We start from the raw sequence: 16,404 nt of genomic DNA, 5'->3' as shown, positions 1-16,404 counted from the left end.
CGATGAAGAAGGAGGGAGGCGTTGTCCTCCCTCTGTTTTTAGGCTGCAATTGGGAACTTCTGTCTGAGCCATTGAAATCCATGGGCCAGTGCCATCAGCAGCAGGGTGCCGGGCAGCACCGTTTGCCACAGGAAGGCTGGCTCTTGTCCTGTCATCAGGATCAGCAAGGGATTGGCGCCCGCCGGAGGGTGAAGAATATTCAGTCCCTGCATCAGGGCGATGGCCAGCCCGGTTGCCAGAGCCATCTGCATTTCAGCAGGGAGGGGAAGCAGGCCGATGACCAGTCCGACGCAGGCCGTCAGCAGGTGTCCACCCAGCACGTTTTTGGGGCGCGCCAGCGGACTATCTGGCAGGGAAAACAACAACACACAGCTGGCCCCGAAAGGTGCCATGACTAGCGCGACATGCCAGCTCAGATTGAGCCATCCCAATATGCCGATGGTGAGTGCGGCGCCCACACCTGCCCATAACGGGCCATACCATTTTGTCATCATGCTTTCCTCTTGGTTTGCCAGAACTGATTAGGCACATTAGGTAGACAGATCGGTGTACTTCAAGAGGCAAATCATGAGTGAGAAGCGTCAACAACTGGTGGCGACGGCCTACCGTCTGTTCAACCGTCATGGCTTTCATGCCACCGGCATAGATCGCATCTGGGCCGAGGCGGGGAGTACCAAGCGCACCCTCTATCGCCACTTCCCGACCAAGGATGCCTTGATTGAGGAGGTGCTGCTCGCTCGTGACCGGGAGTTCTTCGCCTTGCTTGACCAGCGGCTGGCCGGTGTGAGCGGACGTGAAGCTCGCCTCCAGGCGCTGTTCGATGGTTTCGCGGCGTGGTTTGGCCGCTCTGATTTCTATGGCTGCAACTTTATCAACGCCAGCGCCGAGTTTGCCGACCCACGCCATCCGGTGCGCAAGCTGGTGATGGCCCACAAGCAGGCGTTATTGGGCTGGGTGATAAACCAGCTCAACTGTTCTCTGGCACAGGCCACCGAGCTTTGCCTGTTGCTGGAGGGGGCGATCGTGATGGCTCACAGCTATCAGCAGCCACGGGCGTTGGAGCAGGCCAGAATGCTGGCAAAGACCATTTTGGCCGACGATGGCGCGATAATGCAGGCCGCTTCACACTCCTGAGATGCTGGTCATTTGAGGCTGCGTTCGGATGGGATACCCTGAATAGCGGAGAGGCCGCCTGACGGCTTCACACAGGGAAGAGTGCGCACTCAGGCGCCCATAACGACTTATTGCAGAGGCGAAAATATGAATAAATCCATGCTTGCCGTATTGGTCAGTGGTTTGCTGGCGGCCGGAGCCGTGCAGGCCGCTGCTCAGGACAATACCTGGTATGTCGGTGGCAAGGCCGGTTGGTCAAAGTATTTTGACGTCGATCAGAAGCAGGTGGTTTCCAGCACCTTGGGAGCGCTCGGCAACACAGGTACTAGCCAAGATGCTCTTGGATTGGGGGCGTTTGCCGGGTACCAGGTTAACCCTAATCTGGCGTTTGAGCTGGGTTATGACTGGTTTGGCAAGTACACCTCATCCGGTGAGATGAGTGGGGTCAAGATCGAAGGTGAAGCTAAGAGCCAGATGATTCAGGCCACCATGAAGATCAGCTTCCCGGTTAACGATGTGTTCGATCTGTATGGCCGGATTGGTGGTGGCTATGCCTGGACCAATAGTGAGCTATCAGCCCGCACTGCTACCGATTTCATCAAGGAAAGTGGTAACAAGCATGGCGCCGCCTTCGTTGGTGCGCTGGGTGCCGAATATGCCATCGATCGTGACTGGGCAGCCCGTCTGGAGTACCAGTACACCACGCCTCTGGGAGATGCGTCTCTCGATCGCTCCGGCATCGAGATGGATAACGGCCTGATTTCGTTCGGGATGCTCTATCGCTTCGGTCAGCAAGGTGGCGAGGCCGTAGCACCGGCGCCCGCTCCGGCCGCCGAACCGGCACCTGTAGCCGTGGTGGAGCCCAAGACTTTCAGTCTGAGTTCCGATGTGCTGTTCGAGTTCAACAAGGCGACCCTGAAGCCGGCTGCCAATCAGGCGCTTGATGCCCTGTTCAGCCAGATTGTGGCGGCCAATCCTAAAGATGGCGTCGCAACTGTCATCGGTTATACCGACCGCATCGGCTCCGACAACTACAACCTGGCCCTCTCCGAGAAGCGGGCCCAGAGTGTGGCCAGCTATCTGGTATCCAAAGGCTTGTATGCCGACAAGGTACGAGTCGAGGGGCGTGGCAAGTCCAATCCGGTCACTGGCAACAGCTGTGCCAGCCGCTCCAAGCAGGAGCTGATCGCCTGTCTGGCACCGGATCGCCGGGTGGAAATCCATCTGGAAGGGGTTTCCCAGCCTGTCCAATAAGCAGAGCGACGGGAGCAATAAATGTAAAAACGGGAGGCTTGGCCTCCCGTTTCTTATGGGGTGTTTACGATGTCGTGCCTCAGAGCCCGAACAGCGGGCGCAGGCGAATGCCTATGAGGCTGCCCGCGAGGGCCATCAGCATCCAGACCCAGCCGTGCAGGCTGCCGGAGGCGGTGCCGTCGAAGAAGCCGCCGAGGTTGCAGGCGCTGTACATGGCGCCCATCCCCATCAGCAGGCCGCCGATGATGGAGGCCAGGCTGTTGCCGAGTCGCATCGGGGCGAAGTTGCCGCCACCGCTGATGCAACGAGCCAGCATGGCCCCCAGAATGCCGAGCCAGAACATGCCGACCATGGGATTGATGAAGAGTGGCTGGGCCAGCTTGGGGTTGCCCTCGAACAGGCCGAACAGGGAGGCGCCGCGCAGCGCCATGTCATAGACGGCGCCGGTGATGGTCCAGGCCGAGCCATGCAGGGCGACGACAGTTGAGTTGAGTATGGCGATGATGATGCCGCCGGTCAGCACGGTGAAGCGGCCATCGCGCCAGAACAGATTGCCGCCGCTGAAGAGGGGCTTGAGTTCGCCGGTACGCTTGAGTTCGCTGTTGCGAAACAGCAGGAATAGCGCGGCGACCAGCGCCAGGTTGAGCAGCATGCCGCTCCAGATATTGCCGGTCAAATCCTTGGCCAGCACCACATGGCTGGAGAAGGTGGCCTCCAGTTCGGGGCGGAACTGGTTGCTGATAAGGGTGCCGATGCCGTAGCAGATCAGCACCAGCCAGAAGCGGGGTTGTCCCTCGCCGCAGCAATAAAGAGTGCCGGTGGCACAGACGCCTGCCAGCTGCATGCCGATGCCGAACAGGAAGACACCGACGATGAAAGGAATGCCGATAGCCATCACGTTACCCACCATGGCATCGCCAAACAGGGCGTGGCTAAAGGAGAGAAAGGTGGTGAACAGCAGAATTTCGATGGCGATGGTGAGCAGGTGAACCCGCACATAGTAACTGTTGCGCTTGGTCAGCATTTCGCGCCAACCGAACACGATGCCGAAGCGGCTGAAGGAGAGGGTGAAGCCGAAGCCGAATCCGATCAGGGCCATCAGAGCCCATTTCATACCAAAGGTGTTGCCAAGCCAGAGTAACGCTCCCCCCGCGATTGCCACGATGGGGAGCGACCATTTTCGATTCATGTCTGTTGATCCTTGCAGTTGGTTTTCAGAGGGGCGGATCCTATTCCCTCGTGGAGTCCAATGCTACCCATTTAGTCAATGCAGAGAAAAAGGGGAGCGCTGACTCCCGTCAGCGCCGGGGATCAATGGCGGGTGGTGTCGAGATGGAAGTGGTGAGTCTGTTTGGTCAGGATGCGGGCGTGCTGGGCGACCATGGTCGCCTCTTCGGCGGCCTGACTGGCGCTCTGGTTGGCCTCGGCCGCCAACCGCGACATCTCCCCGACCTGATGGTGGATCCCTTGCACCAGCCGGGTCTCATCGCTCATCAACTGATCGACCTGAGCGATGCGCTGATTGATCTCCTCGCAGCTCTGCGCGATCCGGGCGACGCTTTGGCGCGCTTTCATCGTGTGAGTGACCGCCTGTTCGACCCGGGCCAGCTCGGTATCCATCTCGCTGGCGGCGCGCAGGCTGACATCCTGGATCTTGCCGATGATAGTGTTGATCTCGGTGGTGGCACTGCCGGTGCGGGTCGCCAGCGAGCGCACTTCATCGGCCACCACGGCAAAACCGCGTCCCTGTTCACCTGCCCGCGCCGCTTCAATGGCGGCGTTCAGCGCCAGCAGATTGGTCTGCTCCGCTATATCGTGAATGGCGCCCGCCAGCCCGGCAATCTGCTGCGAGAGGCCGGCCAGATCCGAAATGGTATGGGAGACCTGCTTCACTCCCGTGACTTGTTCCCCGATCACCTGTTCCACGGTGTGGATGGCGAGTGTCGCCTCTTGTGCCCGCTCTGCTGACTGCAGGGTTTGCTCCCCCACCTGATGCAGCTGGCTACCCGCCTGTTCAATGGAGTGGGTGAGCTGTTCGATGGCCTGTTCGATATGGTGGGCCGCCCCGACCTGAGCCTGACTGTCATCGGTGTGCCGTTGTGCCATGGCGGTCAGGCTGGTGGCGCGATCATCCAGCGTACTGGCGCTGCGTTGCAGGGACTCCACCAGGGTTGCCAGCTGGTCACGCATGGCCCCGATCTGGCGGATCAGCTCGCCGATGGCATCGAGGCCCGGCTCTGGCATGGGGCGGTTCAACTCCCCTTCGGCGATGGCGGCGGTGGCTTTGCCTGCGGCCAGCAGCCGCTGTTGGGTGGGGCGTCCCAGCCAGAAGATGAGCCCGGCCCCCAGCAGTGCGGCGCACAACAGCAGGGCGTAACAGAGTCGGGTGGTGTTGGCGAGATGGGCCATCTGCTCGGCGGCATACTCGTTGCCGCGGATGACGGTGGCGTCCACCCCTAGCCGGTGGGCGTTATAGAGGGTGTGCAGGCGTGCCGCAAGCGCGCCCGCCTGCGCCAGATCCCCCGCCTTGATGGCGGGGACAAACTTGTCGTTGAGCAACTGCCAGAACAGCTCCCCCTGCACTTTTTGCTCCCCCAGCAGCAGCTCCCTGAGGGGCTCGTTCAGGCTGCTCTCTTGCCAGAAGCGGTTACGGCTCTCGAACTCTTGCTGCAGTCGGGCGAGGGTTTGCAGCAGGGCCTCCCGCTCCTCCGGTTTGGCATGGAGCAGGGTGTAGACCTGCAACTGGGATTCGATGAGGTAGAGAGGCGGCGGCAGAATATCGGCTACCACATCCTTCCCCTGTCCCATCTGGTCGGCTGCGCTCCGGACCGAATAAAGCCCGAAAAAGCTGATGGAGATCAGCGTGATAATGACCATGATCCCCAGAACCTGACCAAAAAGCAGGGATCTGTCGTGAATGTGCTTGAGCATGTTGCCTCCATTCGGCTCCGTTCATGGATAGCATAGCTCTCTGGCGGGATAGTGAGACTCGGATGTGGTCTGTTGATGGCGAGTCGGCTCTGGAGAAGGGGGACGTCGCAGTCTGAAGGCCGCTGGTGGCACGAAAAAGAACCCCGGCTGATGAGCCGGGGTCGCTGGTGGTGAGGTGGTGTCAGGTCCGGCTTGGCGTGGCTTTGCCGCTGCGCAGCCCATCCAGACTGAACAGTACCAGCGCGCTCCAGATGCAGGCAAAGGTGAGCAGTTTGTCCATCGCCAGCGCTTCCCCATAGAGGGTAACGGCGAGGATGAACATCAGGCTGGGGCCTATGTACTGGAAGAAGCCCAGGGTGGAGAGCTTGAGCCGTGTCGCGGCGGCGGTGAAGCAGAGCAGGGGGGCCGTGGTGACGGCGCCTGCGGCGATCAGCAGCAGGTTGAGGTGCCAGTCGTTCTGGGTGAGATGGCTGGTAGGGCTGTCGGCAAAGCCCCACAGATAGATGGCCGCAGGCGGCAGCATGATCATGGTTTCGATCAGCAGACCGGTGAGGGCATCGAGGGCCAGTTTTTTGCGCACCAGCCCATAGATGGCAAAGCTCGACGCCAGCACCAGCGCAATCCAGGGCAAGAAGCCAAAGGCGATAAGCTGGATGGCCACGCCGGCAAAGGCCAGCGCCACCGCCCACCACTGCAGGCGGCGCAGCTTCTCGCTCAGAAACACCATTCCCAACAGTACGTTGAACAGCGGGTTGATGTAGTAGCCGAGGCTGGCATCCAGCATATGGCCGTTGTTGATGGCCCAGATGAACAGCAGCCAGTTGCCGCCGACGGTAACTGAGGTAAACGCAAGGGTGAGCAGCACTTTTGGCTGGCGCAGCACCGCCTGCACCTTGTGCCACTGGCGTCCTGCCAGGGTGAGTACCATCAGCAGCACGCAGGACCAGATCATCCGGTGGGTCAGGATCTCGGCGGCCGGGACGGCAGAGATGGTCTTGAAATAGATGGGGGCTATGCCCCAAAGGGTATAGGCGCACAGGGCGTAGATGACGCCCTGACGCTGGATCTGTTGCGGCATGCGGATGACCTTTACTGAAGCGTTGGATGCGGGAAAACATCGCAAAAAATCAGTGTAGCGATCCTTCTGCGGGGAAAGAAGCGAATAAACAAAGTTTGAAGGATAGGAGGAGTGTGGCTGGCAGGTCAGCCTTTACCGCGGCGGATCTTGTCGACGTCCATCAACAGCCACAACATCAGGGCGATGGCGGAGATCCAGGGGCCCCAGGTCACGTAGGCCTCGCCGTGCCCCAGCACGAAGAACAGCAGGGGCAAACCGATCACCAGAAAAAGTACGCTTCCCAGAAAAAATAGCATTTTTGTCTTTATATTTAACATGTTGGCTTTTTTATCATTATAAGGATTGAGCCCGGTGATGGAAGGCCAAAAATGCAAAAGGGGGATTTCTCCCCCTTTTTGATCCGATAGTGCTGCTTTGTCGTGTTATTCCAGCTGAATCCAGGTGCTTTTCAGCTCGGTGTACTTCTCCAGCGCATGAAGTGACTTGTCGCGACCGTTGCCGGACTGTTTGAAGCCGCCAAATGGCATGGTCATGTCACCACCGTCCCAGTTGTTGACGAACACGGTACCGGCTCGCAGGGCGCGGGAGCCTTTCACCGCCTTGTTGAGATCCGCCGTCCAGATCGCCGCGGCCAGGCCGTAGTCGGTGTCGTTGCCCAACGCAATGGCCTCCTCCAGCGTATCGAAGCCGGTCACCGCCAGCACAGGGCCGAAGATCTCCTCGCGGAAGATGCGCATCTGCGGGGTCACGTCGTCGAAAATAGTGGGTTCGATATAGAAGCCGCCACTCTCCATATTGGTGCGGTTGCCACCCAGCAGCAGCTTGGCCCCCTCCTGCTTGCCAATCTCGATATAGCGCAGCACCTGCTCCATCTGGATGTGATCCACCATGGCGCCGATACGGGTCGCAGGGTCGAGCGGGTTGCTCGAGATCCACTCGCGGGCATGGGCCAGCAGTCGCTCCATAAATTGCGGCTTGATGCTGTTTTGCACCAGCAGGCGAGAGGCGGCGGTGCACACCTCGCCCTGGTTGTAGAAGATGGCGCCAGCGGCGCTCTTGGCCGCGGCGTCCAGATCCGGTGCGTCGGCCAGTATGATGTTGGGGCTCTTGCCGCCGCACTCCATAAAGGCGCGCTTGAGGTTGGACTTGCCGGAGCACTCCACCAGATGTTTACCGATCTTGGTGGAGCCGGTGAAAGTGATGCAATCCACGTCCATGTGCATGGCCAGCGCCTCGCCCACGGTGTGGCCAAAGCCCGGTAGCACGTTGAACACACCGTCCGGAATGCCCGCCTCCTTGGCCAGACCTGCGATACGCAGGGCGGTCAGGGGGGATTTTTCGGAAGGCTTGAGAATGACCGAGTTGCCGGTAGCGAGCGCCGGGCCCAGCTTCCAGCAGGCCATCACCAGCGGGAAGTTCCAGGGCACTATGGCGGCGACCACCCCGAGCGCTTCGCGGGTCACCAGTGCCAGGGCGGACTCCTCCACCGGGGCGACCTGATCGTAAATCTTGTCGATCGCTTCGGCGTTCCAGGCGATGCAGTTGGCGGCGGCGGGGGCGTCATAGCCCATGGCATCGCCGATGGGTTTGCCCATATCCAGCGACTCCAGCAGCGCCAGCTCCACCTTGTTGAGGCGCATCAGCTCGGCGAAGCGCTGCATGATCTGTTTGCGCTGTTTCGGCGGCAGGCCGCTCCAACGCTTGTCGTTGAAGGCGTCACGCGCAGCCTGTACCGCCAGTTCGGCATCGGCGGCATCGCAGGCAGCCACCTTGGTCAGCAGCTTGCCGTTGGCCGGGTTGATGCAATCGAAGGTGGCGCCATTGACGGCATCCCGATAGCTGCCGTTGATAAAGGCTTGCGAGGGCAGGGTCAGATGGGCGGCCTTGTGTTGCCACTGGGCCAGGGTCAGGTCACTCATGTTCACTCCTTGAACCGGCAAAAGTCAGTTTCCGCGTATCAATATGCTAAACATCCAGCCGCTTGTAAATCCATCTTGTAACAATTCATTAAACATTGCTCCCCTGCCGATGCGCGTCTGAATGTCAGAAACTGGCGGGGGTGTTGGCCGAGATCAGCACGCACTCCTGTTCGCCACTATTGCGAAAACGGTGGGGGGTGCGGCTGTCGAAGTAGTAGCCATCCCCGGCGCCCAGCAGGTAGATCTGCTCGCCCACGGTCACTTCAACCTCGCCCTTGATGACAATGCCGCACTCTTCACCCTCGTGGCTCAGCATGTCGTCGCCGGTGTCGGCGCCCGGTGGCAACACCTCCTGCAACATGCCGATGGCGCGGTTGGCACGGCTGTGCCCGACCAGCCGGTAGCTGATGGGATGCGTGCCGAGATCCGGCATATCGGCGGCGCGGAAGATCACTTCGGTGCCCATTTCAGTCTCTTCGGTGAAGAAGCTGGCCAGCGACATGGGGATGCCTTCCAGCACCTTGCGCAGGGAGGCGACAGAGGGGCTAACCTGATTTTTCTCGATCTGGGAGATAAATCCGTTGGTCACACCGGAGCGCTTGGCCAGCTCGCGCTGGGAGAGGGCTGCCTTGGTGCGAACCGCCTTGAGGCGGTGACCGATATCCATCTATAGACACTCCTTGACTGTTTACTATTATTAAAATTGTGTTAAATATCTTATACCACCCTGCTGATGCGTCTAGCTAGGGGTGGCACCAGACAGGGCGATAACGGGCCCTTTTTTATGGATTCAGGTGTTTAATTTAATAGGCATTGGCCGACAGTTGCTAAACACCTTAAGGATGAGGTGACCATGAAACCGATCAGCGACATCAATACGCCCTCCGACATGTCCGCCTTTTGGATGCCGTTCACCGCCAACCAGCAGTTCAAGGCGGCGCCGCGTATCCTGAAGTCGGCAGAGGGGATGTATTATCACTCAGAGGATGGCCGCAAGATACTGGATGGCACAGCCGGACTCTGGTGTTGCAACGCGGGCCATGGTCGGCGCGAGATTGCCGAGGCGGTCTCCCAGCAGATTTCCCACCTCGATTTCGCCCCCACTTTCCAGATGGGCCACCCCCTGCCGTTTGAGCTGGCCAACAAGCTGGTGGAGATCGCCCCCAAGGGGTTTGGCCACGTCTTCTATACCAACTCAGGTTCCGAGTCGGTCGATACCGCGCTCAAGATTGCGCTGGCCTGGCAGCGGGCTCGCGGTCAGGGCACCCGCACCCGGCTGATTGGCCGCGAGCGTGGCTATCACGGGGTCGGCTTTGGCGGCATCTCTGTGGGGGGGATTCCCGGCAACCGCAAGTGGTTCGGCTCCCTGCTGACCGGGGTGGATCATCTGCCCCATACCCTCAACATCGCCAAAAACGCCTTCACCAAAGGGCTGCCTGAGGAGGAGGTGGCGCTGGCCGACGAGCTGGAGAAGATCGTCTTCCTGCACGATGCCAGCAATATCGCGGCGGTGATCGTCGAGCCCATCGCTGGCAGTACCGGTGTGTTGATGCCCCCCAAAGGCTACCTCAAGCGGCTGCGCGAGATCTGTACCAAGCATGGCATCCTGCTGATTTTTGACGAGGTGATCACCGGTTTCGGCCGCCTCGGTTCCCCCTTCGCCGCCCAGGAGTTCGATGTCATCCCCGACATGATCACCTGCGCCAAGGGGCTCACCAACGGCGCCATCCCGATGGGGGCGGTGCTGGTGCAGAAGCACATTTATGACGACATGATGGCGGCAGGCAAGGGGGCCATCGAGCTGTTCCACGGCTACACCTATTCTGGTCATCCGGTGGCTGCGGCTGCGGGGCTCGCGACCCTCGAGATCTATCGCAACGAGAACCTGCTCAGCCGCGCCGCCGATCTGGCAGGCTACTGGGAGGAGGCGGCCCATTCGCTGAAGGGCTGCAAGCACGTGAAGGACGTGCGCAACTACGGCCTGGTGGCGGGCATCGAGCTCGAATCCATGCCCGATGCGCCGGGCAAGCGCGCCTACGAGGTGTTTGTTCGCTGCTTCGAGAAGGGGGCTCTGATCCGGGTGACCGGCGACATCATCGCCCTGTCGCCTCCCCTCATCATCGAGCGCAGCCAGATCGACGATCTCTTCACCCTGCTGCAGGATGCCCTGCAGGTACAACCTTAACCCATTTGATGGCCCCGCACTGGCGGGGCCTTGCGTTGATTTGCTCAGCGCATTTACTGCATCAGTTATCACGGAGGATACATGACATACAGGGTCAGCAACTTTATCAATGGCCAGCCGCAGGAGAGTCGCAGCGAGCGCCAGGGGGCCATCTTCAACCCAGCCTGCGGCAAGCAACAGGGGAGCGTGGGGCTGTCGAGCGCCGCCGAGTGTCAGGAGGCGATCGCCATCGCCGAGCGCGCCTTTGCCGACTGGTCGCAAACCCCGCCGCTGGTGCGGGCCCGGGTCTTTTTCCGCTTCAAGGAGTTGATGGAGCAGCACAGAGACGAGCTGGCCCAGCTCATCAGCCGCGAGCATGGCAAAGTCTTCTCCGATGCGCAGGGTGAGCTGACCCGCGGGCTGGAGGTGGTGGAGTTTGCCTGCGGCATTCCCCATCTGCTCAAGGGGGAGCACTCTCTCAACGTCGGCCGCGGTGTGGACAGCTACTCCATGATGCAGCCGGTGGGGGTCTGCGCTGGTATCACGCCGTTCAACTTCCCGGCCATGGTGCCGCTCTGGATGTTCCCGGTCGCCATCGCCTGCGGCAACACCTTCATTCTCAAGCCCTCCGAGAAGGATCCCTCCCTCTCGTTGCGGATGGCCGAGCTGCTCAAGGAGGCCGGTCTGCCGGATGGCGTGCTCAACGTGGTGAACGGTGACAAGGAGGTGGTGGATGTGTTGCTGACCGATCCGCGGGTCGGTGCCGTGTCGTTTGTCGGCTCGACCCCCATTGCCCAGTACATCTATGCCACCGCCTCGGCCCATGGCAAGCGAGTGCAGGCGCTGGGCGGTGCCAAGAACCACATGGTGGTGATGCCGGATGCGGATCTCGATCAGGCGGTCTCCGCCCTGATGGGGGCTGCTTATGGGGCAGCGGGCGAGCGCTGCATGGCGATCTCGGTAGCCGTGGTGGTGGGTGACGAGACCGCCGATGCGCTGGTAGCCAAGCTGACGCCGCTGGTGGAAAAACTGCGGGTGGGCCCGGGGCTGGGCCAGAGCCCGGAGAACGAGATGGGGCCGCTCATCAGCAAGGAGCATCTGGCCAAGGTCCGCGGCTACGTGGATCAGGGGGTGACCGAGGGGGCTGTGCTGCGGGTCGATGGCCGCACGCTGAGCCACGATGAGGGTTACTTTATCGGGGGCTGCCTGTTTGACGAGGTGACCCCCGAGATGCGCATCTACCGCGAGGAGATCTTTGGCCCTGTGCTCTCCATCGTGCGGGTGCCTGACTACGAGACGGCGCTGCGCCTTATCAACGAACACGAGTACGGCAATGGTACCGCCATCTTTACCTGTGATGGCGACACCGCGCGGGACTTCACGGCGCGAGTGCAGGTCGGTATGGTAGGGGTGAACGTTCCCATTCCGGTGCCGATGGCGTTTCACAGCTTTGGCGGCTGGAAGCGCTCCATCTTCGGGCCGCTCAACATGCACGGGCCGGACGGGGTTCGCTTCTATACCCGGATGAAGACGGTGACGGCGCGCTGGCCCCAGAGCCTGCGCAGTGGTGCCGAGTTCTCCATGCCGACCATGAAGTGACGCGCTGGCGCGTGTTCATGGCCTAACCTCTTGCCCCCGCCGGTCGATGATTGGCGGGGGCGAACTCTGTAAAGGAACAACAGATGCGATTGGGAATTCTCGATTGTGACCGGCTCGATCCCGATCTGGCTGATCGTTTTGGCCCCGTTTACTCCGAGATGTTTATCAGGGGCTTTGCGGCCCTGGCCCCCGAACTGGAATTTCGGGTCTGGTCGGCTCTCGATGGGGAGTTGCCGGAGGATCTGCACGAGTGTGATGCTTGGCTCATCACAGGCTCGCGCCACGATGCTTACAGCGATATCCCCTGGATTCAGGCACTGCGGGCGTGGATCCGTCAGGCGCACGATGCCGACGTCAAGCTGGCCGGTGTCTGCTTCGGTCATCAGGTGATCGCCCAGGCGCTCGGTGGGGAAGTGGTGAAGTCCACCAAGGGGTGGGGGCTGGGTGTGTCGGTGCACCCCATGTTGGCAGATGAGCCCTGGATGGCGCCGGCGCGGGATCAGATCCGCATTCTGGCCAGCCATCAGGATCAGGTGGCCCTGCTGCCGCCGGGGGCGACCCGACTGGCGGGCAACGATTTTTGTCCCAACTTCATGTTTTTGCAGGGTGATCACATCGTCGCCATTCAGGGGCATCCGGAGTTCTCGGTGGAGTACAACCGGGCGTTGATCGAGCGGCGCCGCGGCCTGTTGCCCGACGAGCGCTACCAGAGCAGCCTCTCCTCGCTGGAGGGGGAGGTGGATTCGGCGACCATGATGCAGTGGCTGCTGCAGTTTCTGGGGATCCTGCCGCTGCGGGCTGGCGCGGCCTGAGCCCGGTTTGTCAGCCACCCCTTCGGATGCTAGATTTTGTAGCAAAATGAAGGATCAAGCGCTGAGATGTCGGGATCGGATGGTACACTGGCCGCCCATGTGGCGGCCTGTTTGTCTGGCTTGATTGCCGTCCCGGCCTGAGCCAAACCTGTCTGAGCCAAACCAGTGTGAGAGTGTGACGCCTTGAAACTACAGCAATTGAAGTATTTGATCGCGATCCGGGACCACAACCTCAATGTGTCCGTGGCTTCCGATGCGCTCTTCACCAGTCAGCCGGGGGTCAGCAAACAGATTGGCCTGCTGGAGAGCGAGCTGGGGGTGCGGATCTTCGAGCGCCGTGGCAAGCACTTGCACCGCATCACGCCGGTGGGGGAAGAGATCATCAAGTGTGCCGAGGCAATGCTCAATATCGAGAGCAAGATCAAGGCGATCTCCCGCGAGTATCTGGATCCGACCGTGGGCACTCTCAACATCCACACTACTCACACCATTGCCCGCTATCTGCTGCCCAAATCGGTTACCTACTTCACCAAGAAGTACCCCAAGATCTCGTTCCACCTCCATCCGGTGATGTCGGCGAGCAAGGAGCAGATCAGCAAGGGTTACTCCGATTTCTCCATCGTTGCCCACGAGATTGGCTTCGACAAGGAGCTGATAGCGCTGCCCGCCTACCTCTGGACCCTCTCGCTGGTGGTGCCGCAGGATCACCCGCTGGCCAAGGTGAAGAAGCCGACGCTGGAGCAGCTCTGCCACTACCCCATCCTCAGCTACGAGAGTGGCGCCACTGGCCGTCAGGTGCAGGACGAGGTGTTCCATGCCGCCGGTCTCACCCCGAGCTACTACATGACGGTGATGGACGCCGGGGTGATCAAGCGCTACGTGGAGCTGGGCTTTGGCATCGGCATCATCTCCTCGCTGGTGGCCAACGACACCGACAGCCCCGGGCTGGTCTCCATCAATCTGGAGCACCTATTCAAACCCTGTCCGGCGCAGATCTGTTTCAGCAAGAGCATCTTGCTGCAAAACTACATGTATGACTTTATCAGCTCCTTCTCACCCCACCTCACCAAAGAGGTGATCCAGAGCGTGATGCAGCAGCCGAGTCAGGCGCGCATCGACGAGCTGCTGGCCGGGGTGGAGCTGCCCATCTATTGATCCCGATCGGATTCCCGATCGCTGCCGGTTGTCTCTTCTGTCAGGCTGGGCTCTACTCGGGGTCCAGCCTGTCTCTTTTGGGCTATCTCCATTGTCCGAGGTCTCTATGTCCTGCATTCTGCTGCTTGCCAATCTCAACTGTGATCATGTGCTCTCCCTCTCCGAACCTCTGGTGGCGGGGGCCCGGCTGCAATATGTGGATCAGGGGCGCAGGCTGGGAGGTGGTGCCGCCAATACCGGCATCGGGCTGGTATGGGCGGGTCACGAGGTTACCATCGCCTCCCGTATCGGGCTGGACGAGACCGGCGACTGGCTGCTGGAGCAGGCGGCCGGTTACGGGCTGGATTGCAGCCATGTGGAGCGCTTTGGCGGCGAGACCGGCGAGCTGCTGATCCTGGTGGACTCCACCGGCGAGCGCACCATACTGCGCCGCCCGCGGCGTCCCGACCTGCCCGGCGATCTGCCGCTGGATGGGGTGGATTGCCTCTATGTGAACTATCCCGGCACCGCCATCATCAGCTACATGCGCCAGATGCTCGGCAAGAGCTTCGTGGTGGCCCAGTATCCCAAGGGCGGCCAAGCGCGCCGCCCCTGTCATGTACTGGTGGCCTCCCGCTCCGATCTCGGCGAGGTGAGCGACCCTTGGCAACACGCCCGACAGCTGGCGGGGGAGCAGCTCGAATGGCTGGTGCTGACCGAAGGAAAGGCGGGGGCGGTGGCCATCCACGGCGATGAGCAGATCCGGGTTGCCGCCCGGCCAGTATCTGTGGTTGATACCACGGGGGCGGGGGATGCTTTCGCCGGCGGATTGATCCACGGTCTGGCGAGGGGCATGGCGATCAAGGATGCACTACAGTGCGCGGTGGACTGGGGCGCATTTGCTGTCGCCTCCGAGAGCTCCATTCCCTCGGTCGCGCTGAAAAACTGGCTGAAACAGCCCCACTGAACCACCTTGCTGGCGGTCGATTCAGGGGCGGCTCGCGGGCCATCTGGCTGCTGGTCGAAGGGGCTTGGTAAGGGGAACTATTCGGGAGATTTACCCGCCATAAAGCGGGTAAACGCCGGGCTAACCCGGCAAGTTTGCGATCAATCAAAGAAAGTGTCGATTTATGTGCATCTTCATCGACACCCGGTTGTGCTGCTCTTAACCTGTCACTCCGCAACTCAGATTAAGAGACAGGCCCCCCTCTGGCGAACCAATGGGCAAACAGAGGCAAACCGGTTGTCTCCTGCCTCTTAGCTCAATGTTGTCGTCCTGATTCCTGGCTTGTAGTAAGAGGCAAGTGCGACCATGCAACTGACACGATTTACCGACTACGCCCTGCGTACCCTGACCTTCCTGGCGGTTCAGCCGGGGGATCGTCTGTCGACCATTACTGAAGTGGCCGATACCTTCGGCATCTCTCGCAACCACGTGGTCAAAATTGTGCACCAGCTTGGCATCAAGGGGTACATCGAAACGGTACGCGGCAAGCACGGTGGCATCCGCCTCGGTCGCTCTGCAGTCTCCATCAATTTACGGGATGTGGTGATGGACATGGAGCATGTGCTCTGTCCGGTCGACTGCAAGCGCGAAAACTGCCGTCTCTCCGGTGGCTGCCGCATTCAGGGCATTCTGCGCCGCGCCATGAACGCCTTCCTCGAAGTGCTGGGCGAGTACACCCTGGCTGATGCGGTGCGCGATCCCAACCGTCTCTGCCACCTGCTGGGTATCGAGCAAGAGACTATTGTGACCATGGCCTGACGGGGCGTGGAATATCGAGCAAGATGTGAAAGGGGCCTGATGGCCCCTTTTGCTTTTGTACTCAGGTGGTTTTTAGCGACTGCCTGGCTGGCGGATCAGGGTGATGGCGCCGTGCAGGCAGGCGAGGCCACAGGCACCGCAGCCATTGCAGGCATCCATATTGACGTTGATGCCGTCGGCTGTGGCCTTGATCGCCTGTTGCGGGCAGGCATCTTCACAGAGCAGGCAGTAGAAGCCCTGCCGTGCCTGGCAGCTCTCTTCAATCTGCACCCGGGTCTGCACCTGACGGCCCAGTTGAAGGTCGAGGGCGCCGGTGGGACAGGCTCTGGCGCAGCTGCCGCAGTAGCTGCACTGGCCACAGGCGAGATCGAGCACCGGGGTGCCGGCAATCGGGCTCCCCTCGTACTCTTCCTGGGTGGCCGGTTTGAGCAGACCGCGCGGGCAGGCTTTGAAACACTCGCCACAGCGGGTGCAGAGGGAGAGGTACTGGGACTCCTCGATGGCCCACGGCGGGCGCGCTTCATGGCAAACCACGGCGGGCTTGCGCGAAGCTTGCCAACCTTGTGTCAGCCAACGGAGGAAATAGTGAGTCATGCTCGCCCCTGATACCTATTAGGGGTTAATTTTATCGAAGT

General features: G+C 60.8%; 16 protein-coding genes. 8 read left to right on the top strand and 8 right to left on the bottom strand.

The features are described 5' to 3' along the window. Nucleotides 1-38: 38 nt before the first annotated feature. On the bottom strand, nt 39-491 hold the full coding sequence (locus tag ACTG2T_RS08435) for an HPP family protein (protein WP_227342965.1): 453 nt from the start codon (nt 489-491) through the stop codon (nt 39-41). Between the two features lie 76 nt (nt 492-567). Here ACTG2T_RS08435 and ACTG2T_RS08430 point away from each other — a divergent pair, with 76 nt between their 5' ends. Further along, nucleotides 568-1,134 (top strand): TetR/AcrR family transcriptional regulator, encoded by a 567-nt coding sequence (locus tag ACTG2T_RS08430; protein WP_330125121.1) that lies wholly within the window; start codon nt 568-570, stop codon nt 1,132-1,134. Between the two features lie 126 nt (nt 1,135-1,260). Further along, nucleotides 1,261-2,367 carry a porin OmpA gene (gene ompA, locus ACTG2T_RS08425; RefSeq protein WP_330125122.1) on the top strand — a complete coding sequence of 369 codons (1,107 nt, stop codon included), beginning with the start codon at nt 1,261-1,263 and terminating at the stop codon, nt 2,365-2,367. A 79-nt stretch (nt 2,368-2,446) separates the two neighbouring features. Here the strand turns inward: ompA and ACTG2T_RS08420 are convergent, their stop codons facing one another. From ACTG2T_RS08420 to ACTG2T_RS08395, 6 genes are all read right to left on the bottom strand, one after another. Then, nucleotides 2,447-3,556 carry a YeeE/YedE thiosulfate transporter family protein gene (locus ACTG2T_RS08420; RefSeq protein WP_330125123.1) on the bottom strand — a complete coding sequence of 370 codons (1,110 nt, stop codon included), beginning with the start codon at nt 3,554-3,556 and terminating at the stop codon, nt 2,447-2,449. A 122-nt stretch (nt 3,557-3,678) separates the two neighbouring features. Continuing rightward, on the bottom strand, nt 3,679-5,298 hold the full coding sequence (locus tag ACTG2T_RS08415) for a methyl-accepting chemotaxis protein (RefSeq protein ID WP_330125124.1): 1,620 nt from the start codon (nt 5,296-5,298) through the stop codon (nt 3,679-3,681). A gap of 181 nt (nt 5,299-5,479) precedes the next feature. Continuing rightward, a complete protein-coding gene (rarD, locus tag ACTG2T_RS08410) occupies nt 5,480-6,376 on the bottom strand; it encodes an EamA family transporter RarD (RefSeq protein ID WP_330125125.1) in 897 nt (298 codons plus the stop codon). 125 nt (nt 6,377-6,501) lie between these two features. Continuing rightward, nucleotides 6,502-6,672: a hypothetical protein gene (locus ACTG2T_RS08405; RefSeq protein WP_005341999.1), complete on the bottom strand. Its 171-nt coding sequence runs from the start codon at nt 6,670-6,672 to the stop codon at nt 6,502-6,504. 126 nt (nt 6,673-6,798) lie between these two features. Beyond that, nucleotides 6,799-8,295: an aldehyde dehydrogenase gene (locus tag ACTG2T_RS08400; RefSeq protein WP_042054867.1), complete on the bottom strand. Its 1,497-nt coding sequence runs from the start codon at nt 8,293-8,295 to the stop codon at nt 6,799-6,801. Between the two features lie 124 nt (nt 8,296-8,419). Continuing rightward, nucleotides 8,420-8,962, bottom strand: a complete 543-nt coding sequence (locus ACTG2T_RS08395) for a cupin domain-containing protein (RefSeq protein WP_005339643.1) — start codon at nt 8,960-8,962, stop codon at nt 8,420-8,422. A gap of 186 nt (nt 8,963-9,148) precedes the next feature. Between ACTG2T_RS08395 and ACTG2T_RS08390 the strand changes: the two genes are divergently transcribed. From ACTG2T_RS08390 to ACTG2T_RS08365, 6 genes are all read left to right on the top strand, one after another. Further along, the gene (locus ACTG2T_RS08390; protein WP_123173991.1) at nt 9,149-10,480 is read left to right on the top strand and encodes an aspartate aminotransferase family protein; all 1,332 of its coding nucleotides are present in this window, start codon (nt 9,149-9,151) and stop codon (nt 10,478-10,480) included. An 81-nt stretch (nt 10,481-10,561) separates the two neighbouring features. Then, nucleotides 10,562-12,058, top strand: a complete 1,497-nt coding sequence (locus ACTG2T_RS08385) for a CoA-acylating methylmalonate-semialdehyde dehydrogenase (protein ID WP_123173990.1) — start codon at nt 10,562-10,564, stop codon at nt 12,056-12,058. An 83-nt stretch (nt 12,059-12,141) separates the two neighbouring features. Continuing rightward, the gene (locus ACTG2T_RS08380; RefSeq protein ID WP_005357481.1) at nt 12,142-12,870 is read left to right on the top strand and encodes a glutamine amidotransferase-related protein; all 729 of its coding nucleotides are present in this window, start codon (nt 12,142-12,144) and stop codon (nt 12,868-12,870) included. A gap of 183 nt (nt 12,871-13,053) precedes the next feature. Then, nucleotides 13,054-14,025, top strand: a complete 972-nt coding sequence (locus ACTG2T_RS08375; RefSeq protein ID WP_005356189.1) for a LysR substrate-binding domain-containing protein — start codon at nt 13,054-13,056, stop codon at nt 14,023-14,025. A gap of 106 nt (nt 14,026-14,131) precedes the next feature. Next, entirely contained in the window at nt 14,132-14,971 is an 840-nt protein-coding gene (locus ACTG2T_RS08370) for a PfkB family carbohydrate kinase (protein WP_330125126.1), read from the top strand. A gap of 345 nt (nt 14,972-15,316) precedes the next feature. Then, nucleotides 15,317-15,769: an Rrf2 family transcriptional regulator gene (locus tag ACTG2T_RS08365; RefSeq protein WP_005339654.1), complete on the top strand. Its 453-nt coding sequence runs from the start codon at nt 15,317-15,319 to the stop codon at nt 15,767-15,769. A 72-nt stretch (nt 15,770-15,841) separates the two neighbouring features. Here ACTG2T_RS08365 and ACTG2T_RS08360 read toward each other — a convergent pair whose 3' ends face one another. Further along, complete coding sequence (locus tag ACTG2T_RS08360) at nt 15,842-16,363, bottom strand: ferredoxin-type protein NapF (RefSeq protein WP_005339657.1); 522 nt, start codon at nt 16,361-16,363, stop codon at nt 15,842-15,844. Nucleotides 16,364-16,404 lie beyond the last annotated feature (41 nt).

Origin of the sequence: Aeromonas sp. 75A, assembly GCF_051919425.1 — a bacterium.
GTDB classification, from domain to species: domain Bacteria; phylum Pseudomonadota; class Gammaproteobacteria; order Enterobacterales; family Aeromonadaceae; genus Aeromonas; species Aeromonas veronii.
Note: the sequence above shows the minus strand (reverse complement) of the source record. Positions and strands in the feature narration are given on the sequence as shown.

Excerpts from the sequence above, each read along its gene's own strand:
- ACTG2T_RS08400 (WP_042054867.1), bottom strand. The coding sequence starts at position 8,295 with ATGAGTGACCTGACCCTGGCCCAGTGGCAACACAAGGCCGCCCATCTG.
- rarD (WP_330125125.1), bottom strand. The coding sequence starts at position 6,376 with ATGCCGCAACAGATCCAGCGTCAGGGCGTCATCTACGCCCTGTGCGCC.
- ACTG2T_RS08415 (WP_330125124.1), bottom strand. The coding sequence starts at position 5,298 with ATGCTCAAGCACATTCACGACAGATCCCTGCTTTTTGGTCAGGTTCTG.
- ACTG2T_RS08395 (WP_005339643.1), bottom strand. The coding sequence starts at position 8,962 with ATGGATATCGGTCACCGCCTCAAGGCGGTTCGCACCAAGGCAGCCCTC.
- ACTG2T_RS08405 (WP_005341999.1), bottom strand. The coding sequence starts at position 6,672 with ATGCTATTTTTTCTGGGAAGCGTACTTTTTCTGGTGATCGGTTTGCCC.
- ACTG2T_RS08430 (WP_330125121.1), top strand. The coding sequence starts at position 568 with ATGAGTGAGAAGCGTCAACAACTGGTGGCGACGGCCTACCGTCTGTTC.
- ACTG2T_RS08370 (WP_330125126.1), top strand. The coding sequence starts at position 14,132 with ATGTCCTGCATTCTGCTGCTTGCCAATCTCAACTGTGATCATGTGCTC.
- ACTG2T_RS08420 (WP_330125123.1), bottom strand. The coding sequence starts at position 3,556 with ATGAATCGAAAATGGTCGCTCCCCATCGTGGCAATCGCGGGGGGAGCG.
- ompA (WP_330125122.1), top strand. The coding sequence starts at position 1,261 with ATGAATAAATCCATGCTTGCCGTATTGGTCAGTGGTTTGCTGGCGGCC.
- ACTG2T_RS08385 (WP_123173990.1), top strand. The coding sequence starts at position 10,562 with ATGACATACAGGGTCAGCAACTTTATCAATGGCCAGCCGCAGGAGAGT.
- ACTG2T_RS08390 (WP_123173991.1), top strand. The coding sequence starts at position 9,149 with ATGAAACCGATCAGCGACATCAATACGCCCTCCGACATGTCCGCCTTT.
- ACTG2T_RS08435 (WP_227342965.1), bottom strand. The coding sequence starts at position 491 with ATGACAAAATGGTATGGCCCGTTATGGGCAGGTGTGGGCGCCGCACTC.
- ACTG2T_RS08365 (WP_005339654.1), top strand. The coding sequence starts at position 15,317 with ATGCAACTGACACGATTTACCGACTACGCCCTGCGTACCCTGACCTTC.
- ACTG2T_RS08360 (WP_005339657.1), bottom strand. The coding sequence starts at position 16,363 with ATGACTCACTATTTCCTCCGTTGGCTGACACAAGGTTGGCAAGCTTCG.
- ACTG2T_RS08380 (WP_005357481.1), top strand. The coding sequence starts at position 12,142 with ATGCGATTGGGAATTCTCGATTGTGACCGGCTCGATCCCGATCTGGCT.